Annotated in this window: 19 protein-coding genes and 1 pseudogene; 1 reads left to right on the top strand and 19 read right to left on the bottom strand. The window is 39.2% G+C overall.

The features are described from left to right. Positions 1-172: 172 nt before the first annotated feature. The 12 genes and pseudogenes from ACIR310F_RS0113550 to ACIR310F_RS0113490 all read right to left on the bottom strand — a co-directional run bounded on the left by ACIR310F_RS0113550 (position 173) and on the right by ACIR310F_RS0113490 (position 16,606). A complete protein-coding gene (locus tag ACIR310F_RS0113550; protein WP_028084288.1) occupies positions 173-1,411 on the bottom strand; it encodes a glycosyltransferase family 4 protein in 1,239 nt (412 codons plus the stop codon). 74 nt (positions 1,412-1,485) lie between these two features. Beyond that, entirely contained in the window at positions 1,486-2,400 is a 915-nt protein-coding gene (locus ACIR310F_RS0113545; protein WP_028084287.1) for a hypothetical protein, read from the bottom strand. 30 nt (positions 2,401-2,430) lie between these two features. Further along, positions 2,431-3,753: a flippase gene (locus ACIR310F_RS0113540; RefSeq protein ID WP_028084286.1), complete on the bottom strand. Its 1,323-nt coding sequence runs from the start codon at positions 3,751-3,753 to the stop codon at positions 2,431-2,433. Between the two features lie 41 nt (positions 3,754-3,794). Beyond that, positions 3,795-4,385: a hypothetical protein gene (locus tag ACIR310F_RS0113535; RefSeq protein ID WP_028084285.1), complete on the bottom strand. Its 591-nt coding sequence runs from the start codon at positions 4,383-4,385 to the stop codon at positions 3,795-3,797. A gap of 110 nt (positions 4,386-4,495) precedes the next feature. Next, entirely contained in the window at positions 4,496-5,329 is an 834-nt protein-coding gene (locus ACIR310F_RS0113530; protein ID WP_155963810.1) for a Uma2 family endonuclease, read from the bottom strand. 79 nt (positions 5,330-5,408) lie between these two features. Then, positions 5,409-5,981 carry a Uma2 family endonuclease gene (locus ACIR310F_RS0113525; protein WP_028084283.1) on the bottom strand — a complete coding sequence of 191 codons (573 nt, stop codon included), beginning with the start codon at positions 5,979-5,981 and terminating at the stop codon, positions 5,409-5,411. Positions 5,982-6,308: 327 nt separating this feature from the next. After that, positions 6,309-8,510 (bottom strand): GumC family protein, encoded by a 2,202-nt coding sequence (locus ACIR310F_RS22520; RefSeq protein WP_035367987.1) that lies wholly within the window; start codon positions 8,508-8,510, stop codon positions 6,309-6,311. Between the two features lie 307 nt (positions 8,511-8,817). Further along, positions 8,818-9,807: a UDP-glucose 4-epimerase GalE gene (gene galE, locus ACIR310F_RS0113515; protein ID WP_028084282.1), complete on the bottom strand. Its 990-nt coding sequence runs from the start codon at positions 9,805-9,807 to the stop codon at positions 8,818-8,820. Further along, a pseudogene (locus tag ACIR310F_RS22515) lies at positions 9,804-10,793 on the bottom strand (sugar transferase); the annotation flags it as partial. The pseudogene ACIR310F_RS22515 and the gene galE, both read right to left, overlap by 4 nt. 1,305 nt (positions 10,794-12,098) lie before the next feature. Further along, a complete protein-coding gene (locus ACIR310F_RS0113500; protein ID WP_028084281.1) occupies positions 12,099-13,952 on the bottom strand; it encodes an AAA family ATPase in 1,854 nt (617 codons plus the stop codon). A 58-nt stretch (positions 13,953-14,010) separates the two neighbouring features. Next, the gene (locus ACIR310F_RS0113495; RefSeq protein ID WP_028084280.1) at positions 14,011-15,855 is read right to left on the bottom strand and encodes an ArsA family ATPase; all 1,845 of its coding nucleotides are present in this window, start codon (positions 15,853-15,855) and stop codon (positions 14,011-14,013) included. A gap of 70 nt (positions 15,856-15,925) precedes the next feature. Further along, complete coding sequence (locus tag ACIR310F_RS0113490) at positions 15,926-16,606, bottom strand: GvpL/GvpF family gas vesicle protein (protein ID WP_028084279.1); 681 nt, start codon at positions 16,604-16,606, stop codon at positions 15,926-15,928. Between the two features lie 133 nt (positions 16,607-16,739). Between ACIR310F_RS0113490 and ACIR310F_RS0113485 the strand changes: the two genes are divergently transcribed. Continuing rightward, positions 16,740-17,084, top strand: a complete 345-nt coding sequence (locus tag ACIR310F_RS0113485; protein ID WP_231387529.1) for a gas vesicle protein — start codon at positions 16,740-16,742, stop codon at positions 17,082-17,084. Positions 17,085-17,280: 196 nt separating this feature from the next. Here the strand turns inward: ACIR310F_RS0113485 and ACIR310F_RS23705 are convergent, their stop codons facing one another. From ACIR310F_RS23705 to gvpA, 7 genes are all read right to left on the bottom strand, one after another. Continuing rightward, positions 17,281-17,670 carry a gas vesicle protein GvpG gene (locus ACIR310F_RS23705; RefSeq protein ID WP_051289635.1) on the bottom strand — a complete coding sequence of 130 codons (390 nt, stop codon included), beginning with the start codon at positions 17,668-17,670 and terminating at the stop codon, positions 17,281-17,283. 11 nt (positions 17,671-17,681) lie between these two features. Further along, a complete protein-coding gene (gvpF, locus tag ACIR310F_RS0113475; protein WP_028084277.1) occupies positions 17,682-18,440 on the bottom strand; it encodes a gas vesicle protein GvpF in 759 nt (252 codons plus the stop codon). A gap of 46 nt (positions 18,441-18,486) precedes the next feature. Next, positions 18,487-18,954: a gas vesicle protein K gene (locus tag ACIR310F_RS0113470; RefSeq protein WP_035367986.1), complete on the bottom strand. Its 468-nt coding sequence runs from the start codon at positions 18,952-18,954 to the stop codon at positions 18,487-18,489. Positions 18,955-19,076: 122 nt separating this feature from the next. Further along, a complete protein-coding gene (locus tag ACIR310F_RS26900; RefSeq protein WP_081677596.1) occupies positions 19,077-19,814 on the bottom strand; it encodes a gas vesicle protein in 738 nt (245 codons plus the stop codon). A gap of 234 nt (positions 19,815-20,048) precedes the next feature. Then, on the bottom strand, positions 20,049-21,107 hold the full coding sequence (gene gvpN / locus ACIR310F_RS22500; protein ID WP_051289633.1) for a gas vesicle protein GvpN: 1,059 nt from the start codon (positions 21,105-21,107) through the stop codon (positions 20,049-20,051). Positions 21,108-21,439: 332 nt separating this feature from the next. Continuing rightward, the gene (gene gvpC / locus ACIR310F_RS0113455) at positions 21,440-22,120 is read right to left on the bottom strand and encodes a gas vesicle protein GvpC (RefSeq protein WP_028084275.1); all 681 of its coding nucleotides are present in this window, start codon (positions 22,118-22,120) and stop codon (positions 21,440-21,442) included. A 201-nt stretch (positions 22,121-22,321) separates the two neighbouring features. After that, positions 22,322-22,537 (bottom strand): gas vesicle structural protein GvpA, encoded by a 216-nt coding sequence (gene gvpA / locus ACIR310F_RS0113450; RefSeq protein ID WP_015080752.1) that lies wholly within the window; start codon positions 22,535-22,537, stop codon positions 22,322-22,324. Positions 22,538-22,610 lie beyond the last annotated feature (73 nt).

Genomic DNA, 22,610 nt, shown 5'->3' with positions numbered 1-22,610 from the left:
TCTTATAGCGGTTATTGTTGGGATGCAATACAATCGAGGGCGCAGACCCTGCGCCCCTACAGGCTTGACAATTTGCTAACTCTATCTCACTCAAGTGCATACCGCTATAGAAAAATGTTGGAAAAACATAACTTTATATCGCGCATCCCAATTCCCATGATACTCTTATGTTCTATATATCTTGATATACAGATATATACTTGTTAGCTTGTATTTCTAAAGTAAAGTTCTGCTCAACTTTTTCACGACTATTAATGCCTAGCTTTCGTAAGCTTTCTTCATCCTCTAATACCCAACTAATTCCTCTAGCTAAGTCTTCGACATCAAAAGGTTTAGCCAGGTAGCCATTTTTTTGGTGTTCTATCATATCACACATACCGCCAATATCAAACGCTACGCAAGGAGTACCGCAAGCTGAAGACTCCATAACCGTGTTTGGTAAATTATCTTGCACAGAAGGAGCAAGAAATACATCCGCCGCTGCATAAACTAAGGAGAGAGAAATATCATCATTTAATCTACCTAAATAATGTGATTTAAAGCCAAGTTCAGTAGGGTTTTTAGGTTGAGAAGATCCAAATACAACCAATTCTACTTGCTCTCCCCACCCAGATTGGGTGAGATTTTGTAAAGCTGATTGTAGAAAATTAAAACCTTTTCTAGGATCGCTCGTTGCACTCATAGCTCCAAACAGAACAAGTTGCTTATCTTCAGGTAAACCGAGAATAGATCGCGCTACAGATTTTTCGATTGGTTTATACTGTTTCGTATCCAGTCCATTAGGAATAACCTCAATTCTGACATTTTTTAGTAAGGAACTAGAAGCAGCACATTTAGCTAACCAATGGCTAGGAGTAACTATAGTTAAATTTAAGTCTTGCCATGCCTTGGCTTTACGTTGCCAAATCCAGCGCGATAAGTCTTTTTCCCTATTGCTGTGTAGTTGAGGACAAGCCCCACAGGAGTTTGTGTAATTCATACAATCTCCGTTGTAGTGACACCCTCCTGTAAATGCCCACATATCATGCAGTGTCCAAATTATGGGTTTTTTGAATTTAGCAATAGTCTCTATTTTTAGAGAGCCACCATTAATCCAGTGTAAATTAATCACATCAGGATTAATTTGAGCTACTTTTGCGGCTAGGTTATCTGGTAGCCATTGAACGGAATAAGTAGAGCGATCGCGCTGGGGATAAATTTGTAATGGTAGACTATCGAGAGTGGGTTTTAATTTGCCAATACCTTTACCTAGTTTGCTTGCTGGAGAAATTACTTTGTAATCATCACTCTGCTTGTTTTGTACAAGCATTTGGGAATCTACACCAATACTTTTTAAGCCTTGATGTAAACGATAAGTGGCGCGGGCAGCACCCCCATTAATATCATTAGTGCTAATTAGCAGTGGTTTAATCATTTTTATTTACAAATATAAAATTACCATTACCTTGTGGGCAAATCAAATAAAAACCAGCATCAAGTAATTTATTAACACAATAATTTATGATAAATCTTTTTAATCTTTGCTTTAACGCGACTGCTTAAAGACGAGCAGTATAAATTCCTGCCAGTAATCTGATCAGCCTTTGTATCTTGAATCATAAATGGTGGATGATGCAGAGGAAATTCTAGCTTTTGAGTAGGCATATTAGAAAATATGGACACAGATTCTTTTGTATTAGTCCCGCCTTCACCAAAGCCGATATTAGATATTAAGTTAATGTTAGATAACACACTTAGTTGTCCTTGTAGCCAACAAGATAATGTCCAACGGTACGCCCAGCTATTTATCTTACCATCATAAACATCTTGAAAAATTTTAGTGAAACATTTTACTAAATCATCGTCCTTTAATATATCTTTTAACCAGCCATTATCCCTAACTAAAGTCCATAACTTCATATCATAATCGAAGTTTTCCCAAGCTCTCCTCCAACTTGCCCACCCCCAACAGTGATTATAGCGAGAGAAGTAGTAGCTATAATTTGTTCGTTTGCGACCAAACTGTACATTTTGTCCAGAAATAACAGCAATTCTTGTATCGTCTCGATAACGTTCTAAAAGTTCTTCACAAAAAGGAAAGAAACTAGGGTCAGGTAGACAATCATCCTCTAAAATAATAGCTTCTTCAACTTCAGAAAATACCCAATCTAATCCACTGGAAACCCGTATTTTACATCCTAAATTAACATCTGAATAATTAGTCAATACCTCACATTCCCAATCCACACCCTCAATAATCGTCCTGGCAGCAGCACATTTTTCTGCTTCTCCCGGACGGTCTGCACGAGGTCCATCGGCAATAACTAAAAGTTTGGGAGGTTTAGCATGACGAATGGCTTCAAATACTCTTTTGGTTGTATCTGGACGGTTGAATATGATAAATGCAACTGGAGTTTTCATAATTATTTCAATTAATAAATTACAACAAATTTACCAACTAAACGGTATAAGAGATTTAACCTGAATATTAAATATTTTTCTAGTTTTGGGATGAGTCGCATTACTCAAAAAAGAAGCAAATGCTTGAGAAATTACAGTAGCTATAGCTGCACCAACTCCACCATAACCAGGTATTAGAATCAAGTTTAACACAATGTTTGTAATTGCACCAATTAGGGTTCTACGCAGAGAAAACACTGTTAAGCCCTCCGCTATAAACCAAGATGATGTCCCTACCCCCATAAATACAAATATGGATGACCAAATATGTATTGCTAATATATTTCCGGATTCGGCATAATTGTTACCAAAAAGTGTTGTGATTAATGTACCAGAGATAAAGGACATTGGCACAGCGATTAAAATGGAAATTAACACCAACAGTCTAAGCAACTGTTTTATTCGTCGATAATATATATCCTCACCTACTTCCTTAGCTGCATAGATCGAAGGAGCAACTGAAGAAGCAATAGCCATTGGAATAAAATACCAGACCTCAGAAATCTTCGCTGCAGCAGAGTAAATACCCACAGATTTATCACCAATCATTTCCCCTAACATAATCTGGTCAATTTTCATGTAGATCATGATACTTAAACCAGACAATATCAAAGGCCAACTTTCTTTGAGAAGGGTCTTAGCAAGTGGTGAACTCCAAGGCCACAACCAAGGTGAATAACCCCTAACTCTGTAGGATATGATCAAACCGATCGCCCCTAAACTTACCTCTCCTAATCCTGCCCAAGCAAAAGCAATTAATGGAGCATGAAAACTGATCAAAGCTACTTTAACTAAAGCAGTGATGACAAAAGCCGTATTTTTAGCAATTACGGTATACTTTGACTGTACCTGAGATTGAAACCAAAGATCAATTGTATCAAAAGCCTGGAAAATCCCTACAGATGACAATATCGCTACTAGGGAAATAGTCAATTGGTCATCATGACGCACCGCAATAATAGAGCTAACAGCTAGTATTAAAGCGGCAACACCACCAAACAATTTCAGCCAGAAAGCTGTTCCTAGAATTTCCGCTCTCTTCTCAGGCTCTCGGACTATAGAGCGGACTACTATGGCATCTAAACCAAGGGTGGAAAGGGTACTAAATAAAGCCACAAAAGCAGTAGCATAGTTAAAAATCCCAAACTGTTGTACTCCTAAGTAGCGAGCGACCCAAACCCCCACAAATAACCCCACACCCATGCGTAGGATGCGGTCTGCAAATAACCAACCTGTATTCGCAATAATTCCTCTTAGTTTATCACTTGATTTAAGAAATGACAGCTTCTTTTTGAAATTTAATTTACTTAGCATGGGCTAATTTTCATTTTAGGCATATTTCCTGGCATAAAGAACTAACTTTGTCCAAAAACGAAGTTAAGTCCGGCAAATAATTTATCTAAATTAGATATACTATATTCCTGGATATTTTTAATAAAATCCTGTTCTCGCAGTTGTCCAAATTCCCATATTTTACCATTAGAAACAATACCATATAATAATTGTTCCGGTTGATTGTTTAGCTTCTGAGCGGAAATTAATTCGGCTAAACATTGTCCCCACCCTTCCTCAAAGTTGTCTTTTTTAGCCTCTACTAATATTAGATAAGGATACTCAAAAACAATTTTGCCTCTAGGTGATCTTTTGGCAACAATATAATCAGGGATACCTGATAGTCTTTCATCAAAATTTAACGGCTGATGACTCCATACTAATAACTTATCCTTATACTTTTGCCAAATTTCAATTAAAATGGGAAAAATAACTCCTTCACAAATAGCATACTCTGAGTTAAATACAACCCCTTCCCGTAAAACCAATTCAAAACGATTACGAAAGTAATCATCAATTTCTAAGGGATTTTCTTGGATGAAATTCTCTTCTTGATAAGTTAAAGGAAAGTCCCCTAAGACTTGGGCAATATTTTTGTACTGATTATAAGACATGATTTTACTCTTTGGGGAGTATGGTTTGTATGCCGGGTTATTTCATTCTAGATTTTAGCAATGGTGATTTTAGAGAAATTCTTGATAGTTTTATAGTTTTTTTGATTCTATTAGAGTTCATGGGGATTGATTCCCTTTGCCCGTAATTGTGCCAGCAACTTTTCCATTCTCTGTTGCTCTTGTGCTAGTAATAATTCTGCTCCCTCTGCTCTTTGTAGAGCTTCCTGGGCTTGCTCTTGTGCCTCTTTGGCTTGCTGTTGTGCCTCCTGGGCTTGTTGTTGTGCTTCCTGAGCTAGTTCATGCTCCGTAGGTAAAAGAACCCCATCGAAAGTTGCCCACCGACACCAAACAGTATCGGCATAGCCAAACACCCCCGACCACTGCACTAAGGCTAACCCTAACTGCTTACTAACCAGTCTATTTTGGGCATCGGGAATTATCGGTTCATAACCATCACTGCCCATACTAAACCCAGCAAAATCACTGGGATTAAAGGGATCAAACCAGAAATACTCTGGTACTCGCAGCCGTTTTTGGTAAATTTCTTTTTTCTCTGTTTTATCCCGCGACGCGGTGCTTGAAGACAGTAACTCTACTACTACATCTGGACTTTTACCCTCTTCCCAAGTTACCCAGCATTTACGCTCACCTTTGGGAACATCTAGCACGGCAAACATATCTGGACCGCGAAAATCATGATTTTTTAATTGATGGGGGCTAAAATAAACAAACATATTTCCGCCCACAAAGGCATTGCGATCGCGTAGCCAATATGACAAAGGATCAACTAGTAAATCCATTTGCAGTTTATGGCGGTAGGTCTCCATGGGAATGCCATCATCGTAAAGTAATTCGTCTTGTGTCGGCGGCTGAACAAAATCTGGTGATAAACTATCTATATCTATCTGTGGGTTATTTAGTTTCGGCAATGTTGATTCAGTCATAGTATCCTGCGATGGCATCCCCATAAGGACTAATTTAACATTGGTGGCGAGGAGATAACTTGTCTAAGGTATTGCTTAATTAAGCCATTTTCAACCAGCCAAATACATCATCAACAGTTAATTTTAACTGTACTCCCGCCAATACAGGTAGAATATCGGTTTTTTCCAGCAGCATTGGTTGGCGATCGCATAAAAATACTAGAATACTTAAATCATCAGGATCAATAAACCATCCTAATTTACACCCATGCTCTATACAATGTAAGATATTCCCAATCACTTTATTTGATTTCTGTTCAGGAGAAAGAATCTCAATTACCCAATCTGGAGATTGTTCAAATCTATCTGGGACTTCTCCATTGGCCAGGAAGGGAATATGCTCCCATGTAAAAACTGCTATATCAGGAACAATTGACCGATTACCAAAGCTACACCTGAGTTCAGGAAAAGCATAGGCAATTTTTTCAGATTCACTCACCAAATTAATTTGGCTGCCAAGTTTCCCTTGCAGTCGGCTGTGTCTTCCTTTAGGCATAGGTTTTTGAATAATGTCTCCAGCCAAGAACTCTAACGCGGGCTTGGTCTCCGGCATCATTAAGAACTTTTCTAAAGAAATATCTTTTGTAAGATCTTTTACGGCACTGATGGTCATATATTTATGATTGGGGTAGCCGAGATACACAACTAACGTAGTTAACTAAGGTCAATCGGTTTTTTCCATCAGTATTGAATTGGTTAGCGATCGCACTATAGTACCATCATACCATAATTAGACAGAGCTTTCCCATGCTCCGGCCTTCTCAGTTACTAGTAGGTTGCGAGGGAGGAACTGAGATCCTAAGACCATCAAAGCTCAACTCCCAAAATAATGATAATTCAATTAATGCTACAGATGTAAAAACTGTTTTTGTGTCTAACCAATCAAGGATGACACATCCTATTTTTATAGTGTTGCATGAGCAGGGAGTAAAGTCAAGCCCTATTTCAAGTTAATTTCCACAGACTTGTTGTGCTTAGTGGTTTCTTCTCTTTCTCGATAGTAACCCCTATAACCTCTATAATAGTAGTAACCACCATAACCGCTTTCTTCACTAACACCATTCACGGCCATGCCCAAAACAGGCACTTTTGATTGATTGAGTAATGATTTCGCGGACTTCAACGCTGAATATTCCACCCGTCCAGGACGGACAACTAGCAATAAGCCATCAGCAAACTTGCCGATAATCAGAGGATCAGTAACGGCTGTCAAGGGTGGCGTGTCAATGACCACAAAATCATAATCCTGGCGGGCTTCCTCAATCAAGTCAGCCATACGCTGGGAATCTAAAAGTGTCACTGGGTTAGGTGGAATTTTTCCGGCTGGTAGCATATCCACATTAGAGAATACTGTGTGGATAGCTGGTTTTACCTCGTTCTGACCGGCTAAGATATTACTCATGCCCAGCAGGTTGGGTATTTCCCAAATGCGGTGCTGACGGGGACGACGCATATCACAATCTATTAACAGCACGCGTTTTCCCACATGGGATGCGGCTACAGCCAGATTGGCTGCCACAAAAGATTTACCTTCTCCAGCTGTTGAACTAGTGACCAAAATCACCTGTAACTCTTTGTCAGAAATGGTGAAGCCCAGGTTAGTATTGAGCATTTCCAAGGATGTACTGACTGGTGAATAAGGTTGATCCAGCAAAGGCACTTCCAGCAGACCTTCCACGGTATTTTTCCTCTTTTTTTCACCATATTGGGGAATTGTCCCCAGCAGGGGGAAGCCCAAGAACCGATTGGCTTCTTCAATATTTTTCAGGGTTTGGTTCATAGATTCTAACAGGAGTGCGGTCCCTGCACCCAGGAGGATTCCCAAAAAACCACCTAGTGCTAAATTTAGTGGCTTTTTGGGAGAGACGGCAATCTCAGGCACTAAAGCTTCAGAAATGATCCGGGCATTACCTACATTCTGATTCTCCATGACTTGAACTAACTGGAATTGCCTCAGCAGTTCTTGGTAGGTGGTTTGTGCTACCATCAACTGTCGCTGTAGCTGTAACTGTTGTTGTTCGAGTCGAGGTAAGCTATCTAAACGGCTTTTATTGACCATAAATACCTTTCGTAATTCCCCGACTTGGTTTGTCAAGGCCAATCTTTCTACCTCTGACTTGACTAGATCCTGAGTTAATGCCTGTTTCAGTTCTCCTATTTGCAAGTTCTCTTTGGGTAAGGAGTTGGAATTACCAACGGTTTCGGTAACTCGCGCTTCTAGTTCTTTTTTCTGGGCTGCTTCTTTGAGTAATAAATCAACAACTTTGGGATTATCATTGGTATAAAGGGTTCGCGCTATCGCTAGGTCGTGTTGTGTCTTTTGGTATTCTGTTAGAACCTGCTGTACCCCAGGGGATTGACTTAAACTGCTCAGATCAACGGCTTGTTGTGTAGTCAGTTTCATTTCATTTTGTAATGCTACTGAGCGAGTATAAGCTGCTGCCAATTCCCCTTGGCTTTGGGTAATGGACTCAGTTAGCCTTCCTAAGGATTCCAAACTCACTCTGGCTTCTACATCCAAAGCCACGACTCGGTTCGTTTCTTTAAACCGACGCAGAGCTATTTCTGCTTCCGTAACTCGTCTTTCTACCTTTGGCAACTCCTTAGACAAAAATTCCCGGGCAGCGATCGCCTCGGCGCGGTTAGTGCTAACATTACTAGCCAGGTAATATTTCATCAAGGAATTGACTACATTGGCGGCTTCTCGTTTATCGGTACTCTTGTAGGAAATTTCCATCACATCCGTCCCCCGGATAGTCTTGAGCTTGAGTATTTTCAGGAAATCATCCATGGTCATGGGTGCGCCTTTTCTACCCTTGAGCTTTAGTTCGGTAATAGTTTTCGTGACAATGGGATTGGAACGAATGACTTCGGCCTCGGTATCAACTGGGTTGCTGAGGTTTGTGAGTCCGCCTAGTTCTCCCATCTTGTCTGATAGACTTGACAAGGATGAAGCCGCATCTTTTTTGGTAAAAACGAGCTTACCTTGTGATTCGTAAACTGGTTTTTGTGTGTAAGTGACAAAGGCTGTAGCTGAGATGACGGAGGCCATCACAACTGAGGCGACGAACCAACGTCTTTTTAATATCAGCCAATACTGTTGAATATCAATGGAATCTTGGTCTTCTTGGTTAATAGACATATATTAATTTCATAAAATATACTGATTTTATCACTTATTTATCCACATTAGAGACATTTTGTAGACTAAATAAGTTCCGCCAAAAAAGTTAACATAAGTTAACAATTACCAGATTTTTTTCTTTCTGTGGTCAATGTGAGAGGTTATCCGCTCCAAAAAAGCCAACTAATGTTAACATTCTTCCTGTTTTTTCTTCCTGCTTCATTCTAAAAGTGTCTGATCTATGTAGGGACGTTCCATGGAACGTCTCTACTACAGTTAACCTGACACCTACCCAACCCTCTCACCTGTTGCCCTAACCCGTGGTTTATATTGTATCTTTTAGCTTTCTGGTTTCCCAAACTAGATGACTATAAATGATATCATCCAGATTATTATGCTTGGGTTGCCAATTCAATACCTGCCTAATTTTATCCGCACAAGCTGTTACGCAGGCTGGGTCTCCAGGACGACGTTTTAATTCAATCACGGGAAAATCTACCCCAGAAATAGCTTTCGCCTGTTCCACAACTTGCCTAACACTATAACCTTTGCCATAGCCACAGTTGAGAATTTGACTTTCTCCGTTCTGTTGCAAGTAGCGTAAACCATCTACATGGGCTGTGGCCAGGTCTTCAACATGGATATAATCTCGGATTCCTGTACCATCTGGGGTGGGGAAATCGGTGCCAAATATCTTTAATTCTGATTGGCGTTTAAGGGCAGCATTACAAACATTTGCAATCAAGTGAGTTGCATTCGGTGAGTTTTGTCCGATTCTTCCACCAGGGTCGGCTCCGGCGACGTTAAAGTAACGCAATATTATATATCGCATAGGAGACGCTAGGGCGTAGTCTCGAATCATTAATTCGCTCATCAATTTGGAGCGTCCGTAGGGGTTAATCGGTAGGGTTGGAGTATTTTCCGTAACCGGATTTTCTTGAGGCTCGCCATAAACTGCGGCCGTACTAGAAAAAATTAATTGGTTAACGCCCATGACACTACAACAGCGGAGCAGGTTTAGGGTATTACGGGTGTTATTAGCGTAATAATCAAGGGGGTACGCAACCGATTCTGGGACAACTAGACTGGCGGCAAAGTGAAGTACTGCACTAAATTGATGCTTGGCAAAGACTTGGTAAAGGCGGTCTATATCTGCTAAATCACCAATAATTAGTTGACCATGGAGTACGGAATTGGTCACGCCTGTGGAGCAGTTGTCATAGACAACTACGTCATAACCAGCTTCTCCCAGTTGACGGACTACATGAGAACCGATATAGCCTGCACCGCCTGTCACCAAGACTTTTTGATTCATCTGCCCTTACCTAATAAGACGACTTTGATGGTTTTAAAAGCGATAACTAAATCCAACCAGAGCGAATAGTTCTTCATATAGTATATGTCGTAGGACAGCTTTTCGTAGGCATCTTCTATGGAAGCACCATAGGGATAAAGAACTTGCGCCCAGCCTGTGATTCCTGGTTTGACTAAATAACGCAGTTCGTAGTAAGGAATCGCTTCTTTGAGCTTGACATCAAATTCTGGCCTTTCTGGACGAGGACCAATCAGGCTCATTTCTGAGCGCAACACGTTCCAAATCTGGGGTAGTTCGTCAATTCGCAGGAGTCGTAGCCAATGTCCTACTCTGGTAATACGGGAATCACGTTGGCTTGCCCATTGTGCGCCCTGTTTTTCAGCGTCTTGATACATGGAACGGAACTTGTAAACCCGAAATGGTTTACCGTTGAGTCCGGTTCGCAATTGGCTATAGAAAATCGGACCTGGACTATCTAGTTTAATCATCAGTCCTACCAAAACCATGAGCGGAAACAGCAATACAAATAATAGCATAGTGACTATTAAATCTGTATATCTCTTGATTTTTTGATTAGTATTACTAGATACTAGTCGAAAGCCTTTACTAAAGGTAAACCACTCATCCTCAAGTAGGGACGGAGGGAGTTTGTGATATAAGGTTTCCCAAATATCGGGTAGACGATAAACCGGAATACCTTTTAGTCGCATTTGCATCAGACTTTGCACTTGTGTCTCATGGAGGCCTGTTTGGGTCTCCACTACCACGCCAGACCAGGATTGTTGACTCCAGTTGGATAAATCGCTTAGTCTTCCCCCATAAGTTATCTGGGTTTCGGTTTCTTCTAAGTTGGAGATATCAAAGATATTATGGGGATTTTCTGTGAGAATAACTAATTCTTGTGATGGTTTGTGAGCTAACAGCATCTGAGCAAATTTGATGGCATGATCTCCACCACCAAAAATCAGCCAACGCGACCCCTCCACTTGGGATTGTGAATCACTTAATACCTCTGATTTTAATTCCACCAATGATGTCATAGATACTCCCAGATTAACTAACTAAATTTACCAAATCTTTATTGAATTATGATCGCTGTGAGAAGATTCCCAGAAATTAGATAAATTTACGCACCTGATTTTTGATTTTTCATATTGTCACGCACATCGGCACAAATATCCCCTAAACAGTCAGGAGATACTAGGTAGGTGATCGGATACTACTCACGGGCGTGTCATCCGCCAACTACGAGCTAAATGATACAATTTTTAAAACTCTTACCTCCCACAATCAATGAAAAAATAAATGACGATATTTGACCAATAAATAATTAAATGCAATGTCTCTTTTTTATTTTGATGTTTCACCAAACGTCAATGAGTATAACCCTATAGATAGATATTAGTCAAGTGATTTAGGTAAACATTGGCATTGAGCAGTTTTAGATGAGATATCTTCTGGAAATTAAATTAAATATGGGCTGCGTGACCGAAAACCCTTGTATGGACGATTCAGGAATTGTCCATACAATATTTATCTCCAGATGTGCATTTATGTAATACCATACTTAAATACTTCACAGGAAAATCCAGGAGTTACGGAGTTGGGAATATATGACTCACCCACTGTACAAATTAACCATCATCTGTATGAAGTATATTTGGTCGTTTCAGTTTTTGCGGATTAAGTCCAGATAAATAACCATAGCGAAGCGCTGCTGCAAGCAGTTCGCTAAAAAATCATCAAAAAATTGGGTTTAAACCGACATTCCGCACCCTCAATTGTCACAGATCAGAAAAGCCCTTAAAGTAGTACATAAAAACTAAAGATAAATTAAAGAGAAAGAAGCTTAATGAGAATGAGTAGCATTAAAACGGAAATGGTGTGAGAAAGTGAAACGAATAAATATAGTAGTTTAACTTAAGAATGAGACAAAAAGAGTGTAAGATTAAATAGAGAAGATATGGGAGTAGAAATCATGGCTTATGGTTTAGATTGCGGAATGTGGGATATATCTATTCGTATTAGAAATAATGTTCTGAATCAGATTTTTAAACCTATTTTACCAATGCTCGCTAAGTAGGAGTTGCTGAAAAAGTACCCAAAGAAAACCTAGATACGTTATCAGATCGGAAACTGCTGTAAAGCGGCTAAATCAACTCATAACAATTGTATCCAGTTGTAGCGAGGCTAAAAACAATTACCAGTAGTATGGCCATTGCACTTACTTTTCTATGCTTTGTGACCCCCGGACAAATTACTTGCAGCCAGGGGTAACAGCGAAAATCTAACTAAGCATGACGTTGACTGACTAAAACCTGATGAGAATATTCAAAATCATCATTAGTAATTCTGATATCAGCAGGATCCGTCTGTCCTTGCGCTCGGAAACGGCGAATAGCTTCCACAGCAGCTTGATTACACAGCAATACTAAATCAGCACCATTCCAACCTTCTGTGACTTCAGACCAATATGTTAAATTCACGTCTAATAATGGTCGTCCCTCAGTATAAACCCGCAAAATATCTAAACGACTAGCTAAATCAGGTAAATCTACTTTAAGTTGTAAATCTAACCTACCTGCCCGTAATAATGCTGAGTCGAGAGCATCAGGACGGTTTGTAGCCCCAATGACCAGAATACTTGCACCCGCCTCTACACCATCCAATTCAGTTAATAATTGCCCTACTACCCGGTTACTCACGCCTGAATCACCGCTATAACTTCCCCTTGCTGGAGCTAAGGTATCAATTTCATCAATGAATATGACACAGGGTTCTGCTTGTCGAGCCTTAGCAAATAATTCCCGCACTGCTTGTTCACTTGCACCCACCCAACGGGTTAGTAATTCCGGTCCATTGACACCAATAAAATTAGCTCTGGCCTGGGAAGCCACAGCCTTTGCTAATAAAGTTTTACCAGTTCCCGGAGGACCCCATAGCAAAATCCCCTTGGGAGCAATAGCCTTAGTTTGTAGATAAAGTTCTGGATAAAGTAGCGCCCCTTCTACAGATTCTCGGAGGGTTTGCTTAATATTCTCTAAACCACCAATATCATCCCAAGCAACTTGGGGAACTTCAACTTCCACACTGCGAAGTACAGCCGGTTTGATTTCCTTTAGTCCCTGTAAAAAATCAGTTTGAGTAACCGTCATGTTTTCTGGAGCTTGCACCTCTATAGAAGGAACTTGACGACGGAGGGCGCTATAAGCCGCCTTTTGACAAACGGCCTTCAAATCAGCCCCCACAAATCCCACCGCCCGCTCTGCGATAAAATCGAGGTCAACGGTGTTATCCAAGGGCATAGAACGGGTGAGAATTTGCAGGATTTCTTTACGGCCGTTGATATCAGGAATGCGAAACTGGACTTCCCGGTCAAATCGTCCTGGTCTTCGCAGGGCTGGGTCAAGGTGGTCAGGGCGGTTGGTAGCCGCGAGAACAATCACCCCTGGGCTATGGGAAAAACCATCCATTAAGCCTAATAATTGGGCAACGAGGCGCTTTTCAACTTCCCCTTCTACCGCACTGCGGTCTGGGGCGAGGCTATCAATTTCATCAATAAAAATAATACAGGGAGCATTTTTGGCGGCTTTTTCAAAAATACCGCGCAATCTTTGTTCCGCTTCACCATAATATTTACTGATGACTTCAGGACCAACAATAGCAATGTAGTTAACGCCCAGTTCTTCAGCCAAAGCCCGGGCTGTGAGAGTTTTACCGGTGCCTGGAGGACCAACTAATAATACGCCGTGGGTGGGTTCTAGTCCTAATTTAGCCAATAGGTCAGGGCGTTTTAACGGAATAGCAACCAGTTCTTTGAGTTCTTTAAGAATTTCGCTCAGTCCACCGATATCTTTAAGAGCAATACCTGAAGTAGGATCGGGAGGAACAACTGGATCTGAGGGACATGCACCAGAAGCCGGGGGGGATTGAGTGTTCATGCGACTTGTACCCACGTCATTACCCATATTACCCATATTACCCCCCATATTACTGGTACGGGGGATATTTCCTGTTCTGGGAATACTGCTTAATGGGCGGGAGTTAAACTGGACATTGGTTTTGATTTCTCCGTTTTCTGATTTTTCTTCGAGAGTTTTTACCAGTTCTAATAACTGCTCGAATCCCTTAAATAAATCACTCATCACATTCCTCCAAAAATTGACTCTAAAAAAACCATTTTTTCTTGACTATATTATCCACTTAAAATAAAAGATCGGCAGCAGCTTTAATTCTGGCAATGGGTTCGACGGATCTGGGTAAGTTAGGTAAGCGAATAATTGTTTGCTGTGAAAACAAACTGCTCTCAATCTCTACATCTTGTGTGTAGCGATTTTGTACCACATAACGCTGTTGAATTCCTATAGTTTTGAGAGATTTCGTTAAGCGGATGTGTTCAGCTATAATTGCTGCTTCTGCCTGAATGACACCCACAAATTGAGTGTGTTTTGGGTCTTTTAATTTCTTTTGAGCTTTAACAACTTGTTCGCGCAGACTTCGCAACCGCTTCATGAAATCAACTCGACCCAGGACATTCTGATATTTCATCCACAGCTTAAATATCCAAGATAACCAATCTCCTAATGCAGTTGGCATTGACAAAAATTGCAGAAGATGACCTGTGGGTGCTGTATCTAGAATAATCAAATCTTGCTCGTTGCTGTCTAATAAATCCATAATGGTGATTAGGGATAGCATCTCATCAATACCTGGTAAAGCTTGAGACATAATTTGCCGCCAAGCTTCTGGAAGATAGGCAATATTTATTGTTGAGTCTGCTTCTGTTCCTTCACCACTAATCATATCCGCCAATTCCCAAAGGTAATCTGCACGAAATTGATCTAATATTTTCTCAGCATTAATTTCCTGTCCAGTTAAATTAGGAGCTAATAATTTTGGTTCATGTTCTAATTTTTCACCAAAAGCATCTCCCAAGGAATGAGCAGGATCTATAGAAATGACGCGAATTTTTTTGTTAGGGTAACGATTAGCCAGCGCCCAGGCCATGGCTGCTGACACTGTAGTTTTACCAACTCCTCCTTTGCCACCAACAACAATCAATTGACAGCCTTCGGCTACAAAGTCAGCAAAGCTAGGTGTAATTTTAGTCGGCCATTGAATTGGTGGTGGAGCAGCGAGTTCCACATGATCAATATATTGAATTTCTGCTGCTAGATTATCTAATGCTAACCCTCCTAATGGTGCGAATTGCTGTTGTGGTACTGTAAAAACAGGTTTATTTTGAGAAATTTTTAAGAATTTATTGATAAAGTTTTGCTGTTCGGCATAGCGATCTGGCTCTATAGATGAATCACTGACAATTCGATTTATTACCATTCCTCCATAGGGAACATTTAGTTTTTTTAAACTGGCGATAAATCGCTCAGTTTCGGCAAAACACATAGGTTCAGAGACAGCAACAACTATACAACCTGTGAATTGATCATCTTGTAGCAGTCGTCTACCTTCTGCTAATTGAAATTTCAGATCAGCTAAAAAGTCATCAACTTCATCGAGAGTATAACGTCCGGTTAAAGTTTCTGTGATCACCTGATGCTTTTTTTGGAATAACTCTAATGAGTTCAAAATCACATCTAAAAAGTCTTCCAATCGCAACAGGTTTAAGGTATGACCAGAAGGAGCCATATCAACTACTATGCGGTTTACTTTTTTTTCAGATAGTAGACGTTGGATTTCTAGTAATCCCATTAATTCGTTTAAACCAGGCCAGTCCAAATCCCAAACTGGGGCTAAATCTTGTCCGTCTGCTAGACTTCCTCGCTCAACCAGTAATTCTAAAAATTTGCTATATTTGGCCTTAAATTCTAACAGCAGTTTTTCAGCATCTAAGGACTGAACACTTAAATTGGGCAAATCTGGTAATGGTGAAGCATAATCTTTCACCTCTGTGAGTAACACATCTCCTAAAGAATGTGCTGGATCTGTAGAAAGTAACAAAATTGTTTCTTCCGGGAACTGTTTTGCCCAATAACGAGCAAAAGTGCAAGAAGTGGTAGTTTTGCCAACTCCACCCTTACCACTAAACATGATTAAATGAAATGAGTCGTACTGGTTCATATTAAACTTAATAAATCACTAAAACACTAATAAATAATCATTAAATAAAGTGGTACGGAGGAAGAGACTCTCCCAAAAGTAAATCCCAACGTGGACAAGCTTTTTGCCAATTTAAAAATTGTTCTAAAAGCAAAGTTTTATCTTGGGACTTAACCAATAGGTAAATATTTACTTCTTCTTCTTTTTCCTGAATAACAAGTGGCAATTGATGGACTTTAGTGATTGAATCAATCAGATTTTGTTTTTCTGCGGCTTGAGCAATTCTAAAGTTATTCTGGTCTTGATAGCGTTGTTTTTTAGCTAAAAAATAATCCCTACCTCCTCTTTCCAATGCTGCTGGTTCTTCCATTGTCCGCGGGATTAATTTTAAAGTAAATTCAATTTTACCATTAATTTTTTCTAGTTTGTCTTGATATTCTTGTCTATGGAGTTCTAGATAATTTAGTAAGTTGCTTGTGGAAGTAAAACAAGTTCCAAAACGCAAGGGTAAAACTGTAACCTGTTGAAAAAGTTCACAAATCACTCGATCATGAGATAAAGCCATCTGGATAATTTTTTCATCATTATTTTGAAATGATTCCAAGGATATTCCTGGCTCGACAATAGCCGACATTCCCGAACCATTAATCAGTATTACTTGATTAGCAGCGCCTTGTGGTAAAACCAAGGGAAATCTGGGTATTTCTAAAAAAGCATAAGTGTAGAAATTTTCTAATTCCATATATTTTACCTAGATAAAAATAATATTTGCTGGTATTAATTACCTAAGATTCGTATTCATTGCCATACCGAATAAATTTTTTCATCTATACCTGGATAATTTAGGGATTTACAATAACAAAAACTTAGTTATAATGCTAGGAAATATTCAGGTATTTCTCATGAGAAATGTTCGCAATCCCAGTATTATCAGAGCTAAAGTTAGTACCATGCCCAGAAATCAATCTGATGCTTCAAGTCAATTAGAGCTTTATAAAATGGTGACGGAAAAGCAACGTATTCAGAGAGAACTATGTTACATCAAGGAACGGACTGCCGTATTGCAACAGCGTTTAGACATCCTTAATAGCCAGATAGAGGATACAGAGAAAACGATTAAAAAATTGCGTCAACCTCAGCCTAGTGCTACTCAAAACATAGTCAGTTCAAACTCCTTTGTTGAATCGAATAATTACCAAACTTTTGAGATTGAATATTAATATCCGAAATCTTGATCAATTTGGCAAAATATGAACAGATATTCCATAATTCACCCGCCAATGCGGGTTTTTTTATGATCATCTTAAACGTTATTTGGATATTGTACTAGTTATAGTATAATTCGCAATTCGTAATTACCGTATCTTCAAAGGGTTAAATCCGGCAGAGGGGGAGATATATTTCCCGTCCCGTCACCTATAGTGTCACAAGATGCCTATATGTATCAATGTTCCGTGTAAACAGAGGTGGATTTTCAAATTCGTCTTGTTCAACTTCTAGTGTCAAGGGTGCTTGCTCTTGTTCAGTTTCTAGTTCCAAACGTGCTTGCTCTTGTTCAGCTTCTAGTTCCAAGCGTGCCTCCTCTTCCAAAGCTTGAATTTTTAAAAGAATCTCTTCTTCTTGAATCTCAAATTCCTCTTCAGAAATTTCGCCAATGTCGAAAGAAAGTTGTAAGCTTAATAATTGTTTATGCAAATTTTCTTGAGCATCAAATTCAGTATTAGTCCGTTCTTGGATTTGCTCTGCAATCCAGACAACTCCATTAAGTGGACCCATGATTGGCAATAGTAAAAGTTGAGTCAACATCGTAATAACTCCTATGAATCAAGCAGGGCAAATGTATAAGGGGCAGTAAAATTGTTGTAGCGAATACGTAGGCGCGTACCAAACTTTTTGTCAATCGCTTCGACGCGTTCGCTAAAGAGAGGTTCGCTATCCCAGGGAATCAAAAAGGCTGCATTGTAAATCATTTCTTCCGTCATGGGGTCACTGACTACAATTTCTTGAGCTAAAGGATTTAGCTCTCTGGTGAAGACTTCAATTACAGCTTGTTTGCGGGCTTGCAAATTACTTTCAATTGATTGTCCTATTTGAATCACTTCCTCCATAGTTAGCTTTTTACCTTCCATGTTGTCGCGCTGCTGCCTCAACTCATGATTAGACTCCATCATGGCTTGCAATTCAGCCTTAGCATCCCACAGAATTTTAATGCTTACCTCTCTTTGTCCTGCCAATTTTTCAAACAATTTATGTAATTGTTCTTTGTGAGGATTAATTAGTTGGTTCATGATTGTTTCCCAATCTTTAACAACTAATCCAAACCGCAAAGGTAAAAGAACATGAAAACCTTCATGCATTGTTTGCTCTAAAACTCTTTCATGAGCTAACAAATTACGGCGAGAAGCCAAATATTTTTCTTGACAGGCCTGTGAATATAAAAAAGTAAACCCATCAACTACTTGGCTATGAACAGATTTTCCATCCAATCCTTTAATCTCAAGAGTTTCAGGAATTGTGTCTGGGAAAATGCCATACAAATAAAGACCAAAATTTTTATGCGCCAAATCTGTGTTCATAAGTTTTAAATAAATTAAACCTAAAATTAGGACTGATAAACTAGTATTAAATTGGTTTTGATGTCAGAACTAATCGTAATTTAGCGTGAATAAGATCAAGTTGAGCTAGACCTAGATCTATTTCACCGTCTAGAACAACTCCGGTATTTAAAAGCCGATCTAGTAATTCCAGTACGGAAGGGCGACTACCAGTTTCTCCTGGATAATAAGAGCCAGATTGTGGTAAAAGAGTACCAAAATCTCCCAAATTTACATTCAACTCTGCTGGGTCAACTTCAAAAGTCTCACACAAATGTAATATTTGTTCTTCTAACTTTTGAATACTGTCTGCTGCCCGTTCTAATTCAGATTCACTGAGTAAATTCTCTTCCATACGCCGAATTACTTGAGCTTCCATCAACTGACGCAGCAATTCTAATACAGTCAAAAGCAAAGGGGCTAAACCGGCTTCATTCTTAGATTTAGAAACGGTAGTCAGTGACTCGTCGAAGTTATCAGCTGGAGTGCAAAGCATTTTGATGATGCAACCTAAAGTTTTAAATGTCTTTGATACAAGTTGACTATTAAAGTTTTAAAAGTCTCAGCTTTGATTAATTAGATGTGGATAACTCATAACTTCTACATTTTCAGTTGAGGTTAAAGGTCAATCGTTGGTTCTATCGTTGAAGTTTCTTCACTAGTTTCCGGTTGAAAATACGTAATTTCTATGGTTGGGTTTAAAGATAATGGAGTTTCTTGATTACTTTCAACTTGGAGATCTATCGTTGAAGTTTCTTCACTAGTTTCTGATTGGAAATCTGTAATTTCTATGGTTGGGTTTAAAGATAATGGAGTTTCTTGATTCTCTTCAACTTGGAGATCTATAATTTCCACTTGTGTATCTACAGGTGATGAATCTTCTTGACTGGTTTGAGCTTGAAAATCTAGAACTTCAATCGGTGCATGTAAAGGTGATAGATTATCCTCCTTCTCTTGAAAAAAATCATCTTTAGTATCTGTTGGTAAAGGAATTTCCTCTTTGAGACTACTAGAAGATGTTAGCAAATTTAGTTTGGATTCTAGAGTTTCTAAACGATGCCGAAGTTGTTCATTTTCTGCAACCAAACCTTGAGCCTTAGCGCTGAGGTAAGGATCGTTTTCCCACCAATTGATGCCCATTTCCTTGGCTTTATCCACGGAGGAAATCAACAGGCGAATCCGAATATTTATCAGTTCGGTGGACGCGATAGATATAGAAATATCTCCAGCAATCACAATCCCTTTATCTAAAACCCTTTCGAGAATGTCCGCTAAAGTCGAACCTTGGGTAGATGTATTAATAGTTCGACTTGAGTTTGTTTGATGACGTGTAGGCAGTGTTGGATTAGAATTCACAAATGATTAAACTCTTGAATGGTATAAACACGATTGACTTTGCAAGCTAAAAATTTTTATGCAAAGAACATAGAGCTTTTACGCTCATGTCGCGCTCTATGTTTAAGGCTTTTTGAATTCCCGTTCATCCTTCACTTTTTTGCTTAACCAGGTAGTTGCAAACTTAATTTTTACAAGGAACAGGACTTACACAAGATATGAGTGAAAACCCTATTATTGCGTAAGGTTAATACCCTAATTTTGTTCTGTTTTGCGTAGCTCCTGGGCAATATCACTGGCCAGTTCTGTATTTGGCTGAGTAACTAATTCTTGGGTTGTAAACTGGGAACTGTTAATCAAAAGTTCATCGGCAGAGAACTGGGTGTCATTTAGTACCTTGATTTCTTCGGCTGAGAATTGATCAAGTAATCCCATAAAAATATCAGTGGATTCGCTGATAGACAACTGAGCGCGGTTAAACAGAATGTCCATAGCAATTTCTCGAAAATCTAAATCTTCTATTGAAGCCGGAATATCATGATCCGCACAGACTTTAGCAATCATTAAACAAGACCGTAAACCGGAAGTTTTTTCTGCCCCTGTAGCCAGACGAAATGATTTGACTAATCTAACTATTAGGTTAGCAGATTCTCGGCCTATGTTTGTTTTCTGAATTAATATTTCTGTTTGAGTGATCTCATCTGGCTCAGGCATATTAATGGTAACCAATCTATCCATTAGAGCATCTTGCGTCGAGTGAACCCCGCAATATTCTTCTGGATTTGATGTAAAAATCACCCGAAACTGGGGATTAACACTCAGGTATTCTGGCTGATTACTGCTGGGAGGAAGACTGAGAATTTTTTCTTCTAATGCTGACAGTAGGACGTTATTAACTTCAGGACGTGAACGGTTAAATTCGTCATATACTAAAGTAAAGCCTTCACGACAAGCTAAAGTTAATCGGGAATCAACCCAATTTTGCTTAAATTCATCTTCGACTTTAACAACGCTGTGTATATAGTTATCGAGTAATTTTTTGTGGGTATAACCGGATTCACTACCAATTAAATCCGAACTTTTAAATTGGTCATCTCCAAACAGTAACATCACTGGTCTGTCAAGACAGTTAGCCAAGTGCATACCCAAAGTTGTTTTTCCTGTCCCTGCAGGTCCGCGGAGGTGAATAGGAAACCCTGATCTGAGATAGCGCAGGGCCCGAATTACTACTCGCTCAATGGCAGGTGTGACTACAAACTGACCTGGACGAAGCCGAAGAACCGCTCTTTTATGATTAACCTTGGTGATGCTCATAAGTTGAATATGGTAAACAGTTAAGAGAAAATTAAGATGGGTAGAAAAAAAGAATGATATAATGCTTTTTTAAAATTTATGCGCTAATATCATATCATTGGTTTGATGCGGTAGGATGCCTATTTTTATCAGGTTAGAGGCATTAATTCTAACTAATTGTTTACTCTAACAAAAACATAGTATAAATATAGACTTCCTAACTCTCACACCAAAACTTGTTGTTGTTGAATTTTATTAATTACCCCCTCATCTTGCCAGTCTTTTAACTGTAAGATTGGGGGTTTTATTATGTAACCCTATTCTCCAATAAACTGAATTATTCAGAGTATAGATTAACCAAAGATACTTACAAACAAATCTTGACGGAACTTAACGAGAGATTCCTTCTGTTGTTTAGCTTGAGCAAATCTAGCTTTAGCTGTTTCTGATAAGAACTGCTCAGTTGTTGCTTGAAGTTCTTTGTGGAAGTCTAGCAATTCTTGAGCTTGTTTTTGAGCTTGAGCAAATCTGGCTTTAGCTGTTTCTGATAAGAATTGCTCGGTTGTCGCTCGAAGTTCTTGATAGAATGCTAACAATTCTTGAGCTTGTTTTTGAGCTTGAGCAAATCTGGCTTTAGCTGTTTCTGACAAGAACTGCTCAGTTGTTGCTTGAAGTTCTTTGTGGAAGTCTAGCAATTCTTGAGCTTGTTTTTGAGCTTGAGCTTGTCTTGCTTGGGTTGTTTCTGATAAGAACTGCTCAGTTGTTGCTTGAAGTTCTTTGTGGAAGTCTAGCAATTCTTGAGCTTGTTTTTGAGCTTGAGCTTGTCTTGCTTGGGTTGTTTCTGATAAGAACTGCTCAGTTGTTGCTTGAAGTTCTTTGTGGAAGTCTAGCAATTCTTGAGCTTGTTTTTGAGCTTGAGCTTGTCTTTGATCTGCGGTAGCGGACAAGAACTCATTAGTCTCTAGAGCCAGTTGAGCAACCTTCTCAGCTATTGACTGATGCTCTTGTCGGATTCTTGCCATTAAAGAAATCATGAAATTCTCCAGAAAATAAAATAGTAAACTGGCATCAAATACATTCACTGGCAATTTTTTCAGTGAATGTATTTTAAGGATTCATACTTCTTTGTAATATCCTTTGAGAAATCTTGATTTCCAAATCTATAGATAATTAAAAAAAGCAGAATCAATATCAGAATCAAACATCAATTTAATTCTGAATATTCGCTATTAAAATTAAGCAGGTACTGCTGCGGATTGGGTTAAACCAACTGCTTCAGCATATTTCAAGTAGGTTTCAACGGAAGCGATAACGATCCGAGCTTCAATTGCTAGTAATTCGATACCAACTAAGGAAACACGAACCCAAGCATCAATTACGATACCTTTGTCTAAGATTCTGTCAATAACTTCTGCCAAGCTGGAGGAAGAATTGGTTTTTTCAACTGCCATTGTTTTAAGTCCTTGTTGTTGTTTTGATTTTCGGTTGAGCATTTCGCTCGACCCACATTTATATGAATATCAC

Source organism: Dolichospermum circinale AWQC310F (assembly GCF_000426925.1).
Taxonomy (GTDB): Bacteria; Cyanobacteriota; Cyanobacteriia; order Cyanobacteriales; family Nostocaceae; genus Dolichospermum; species Dolichospermum circinale.
Note: the sequence above shows the minus strand (reverse complement) of the source record. Positions and strands in the feature narration are given on the sequence as shown.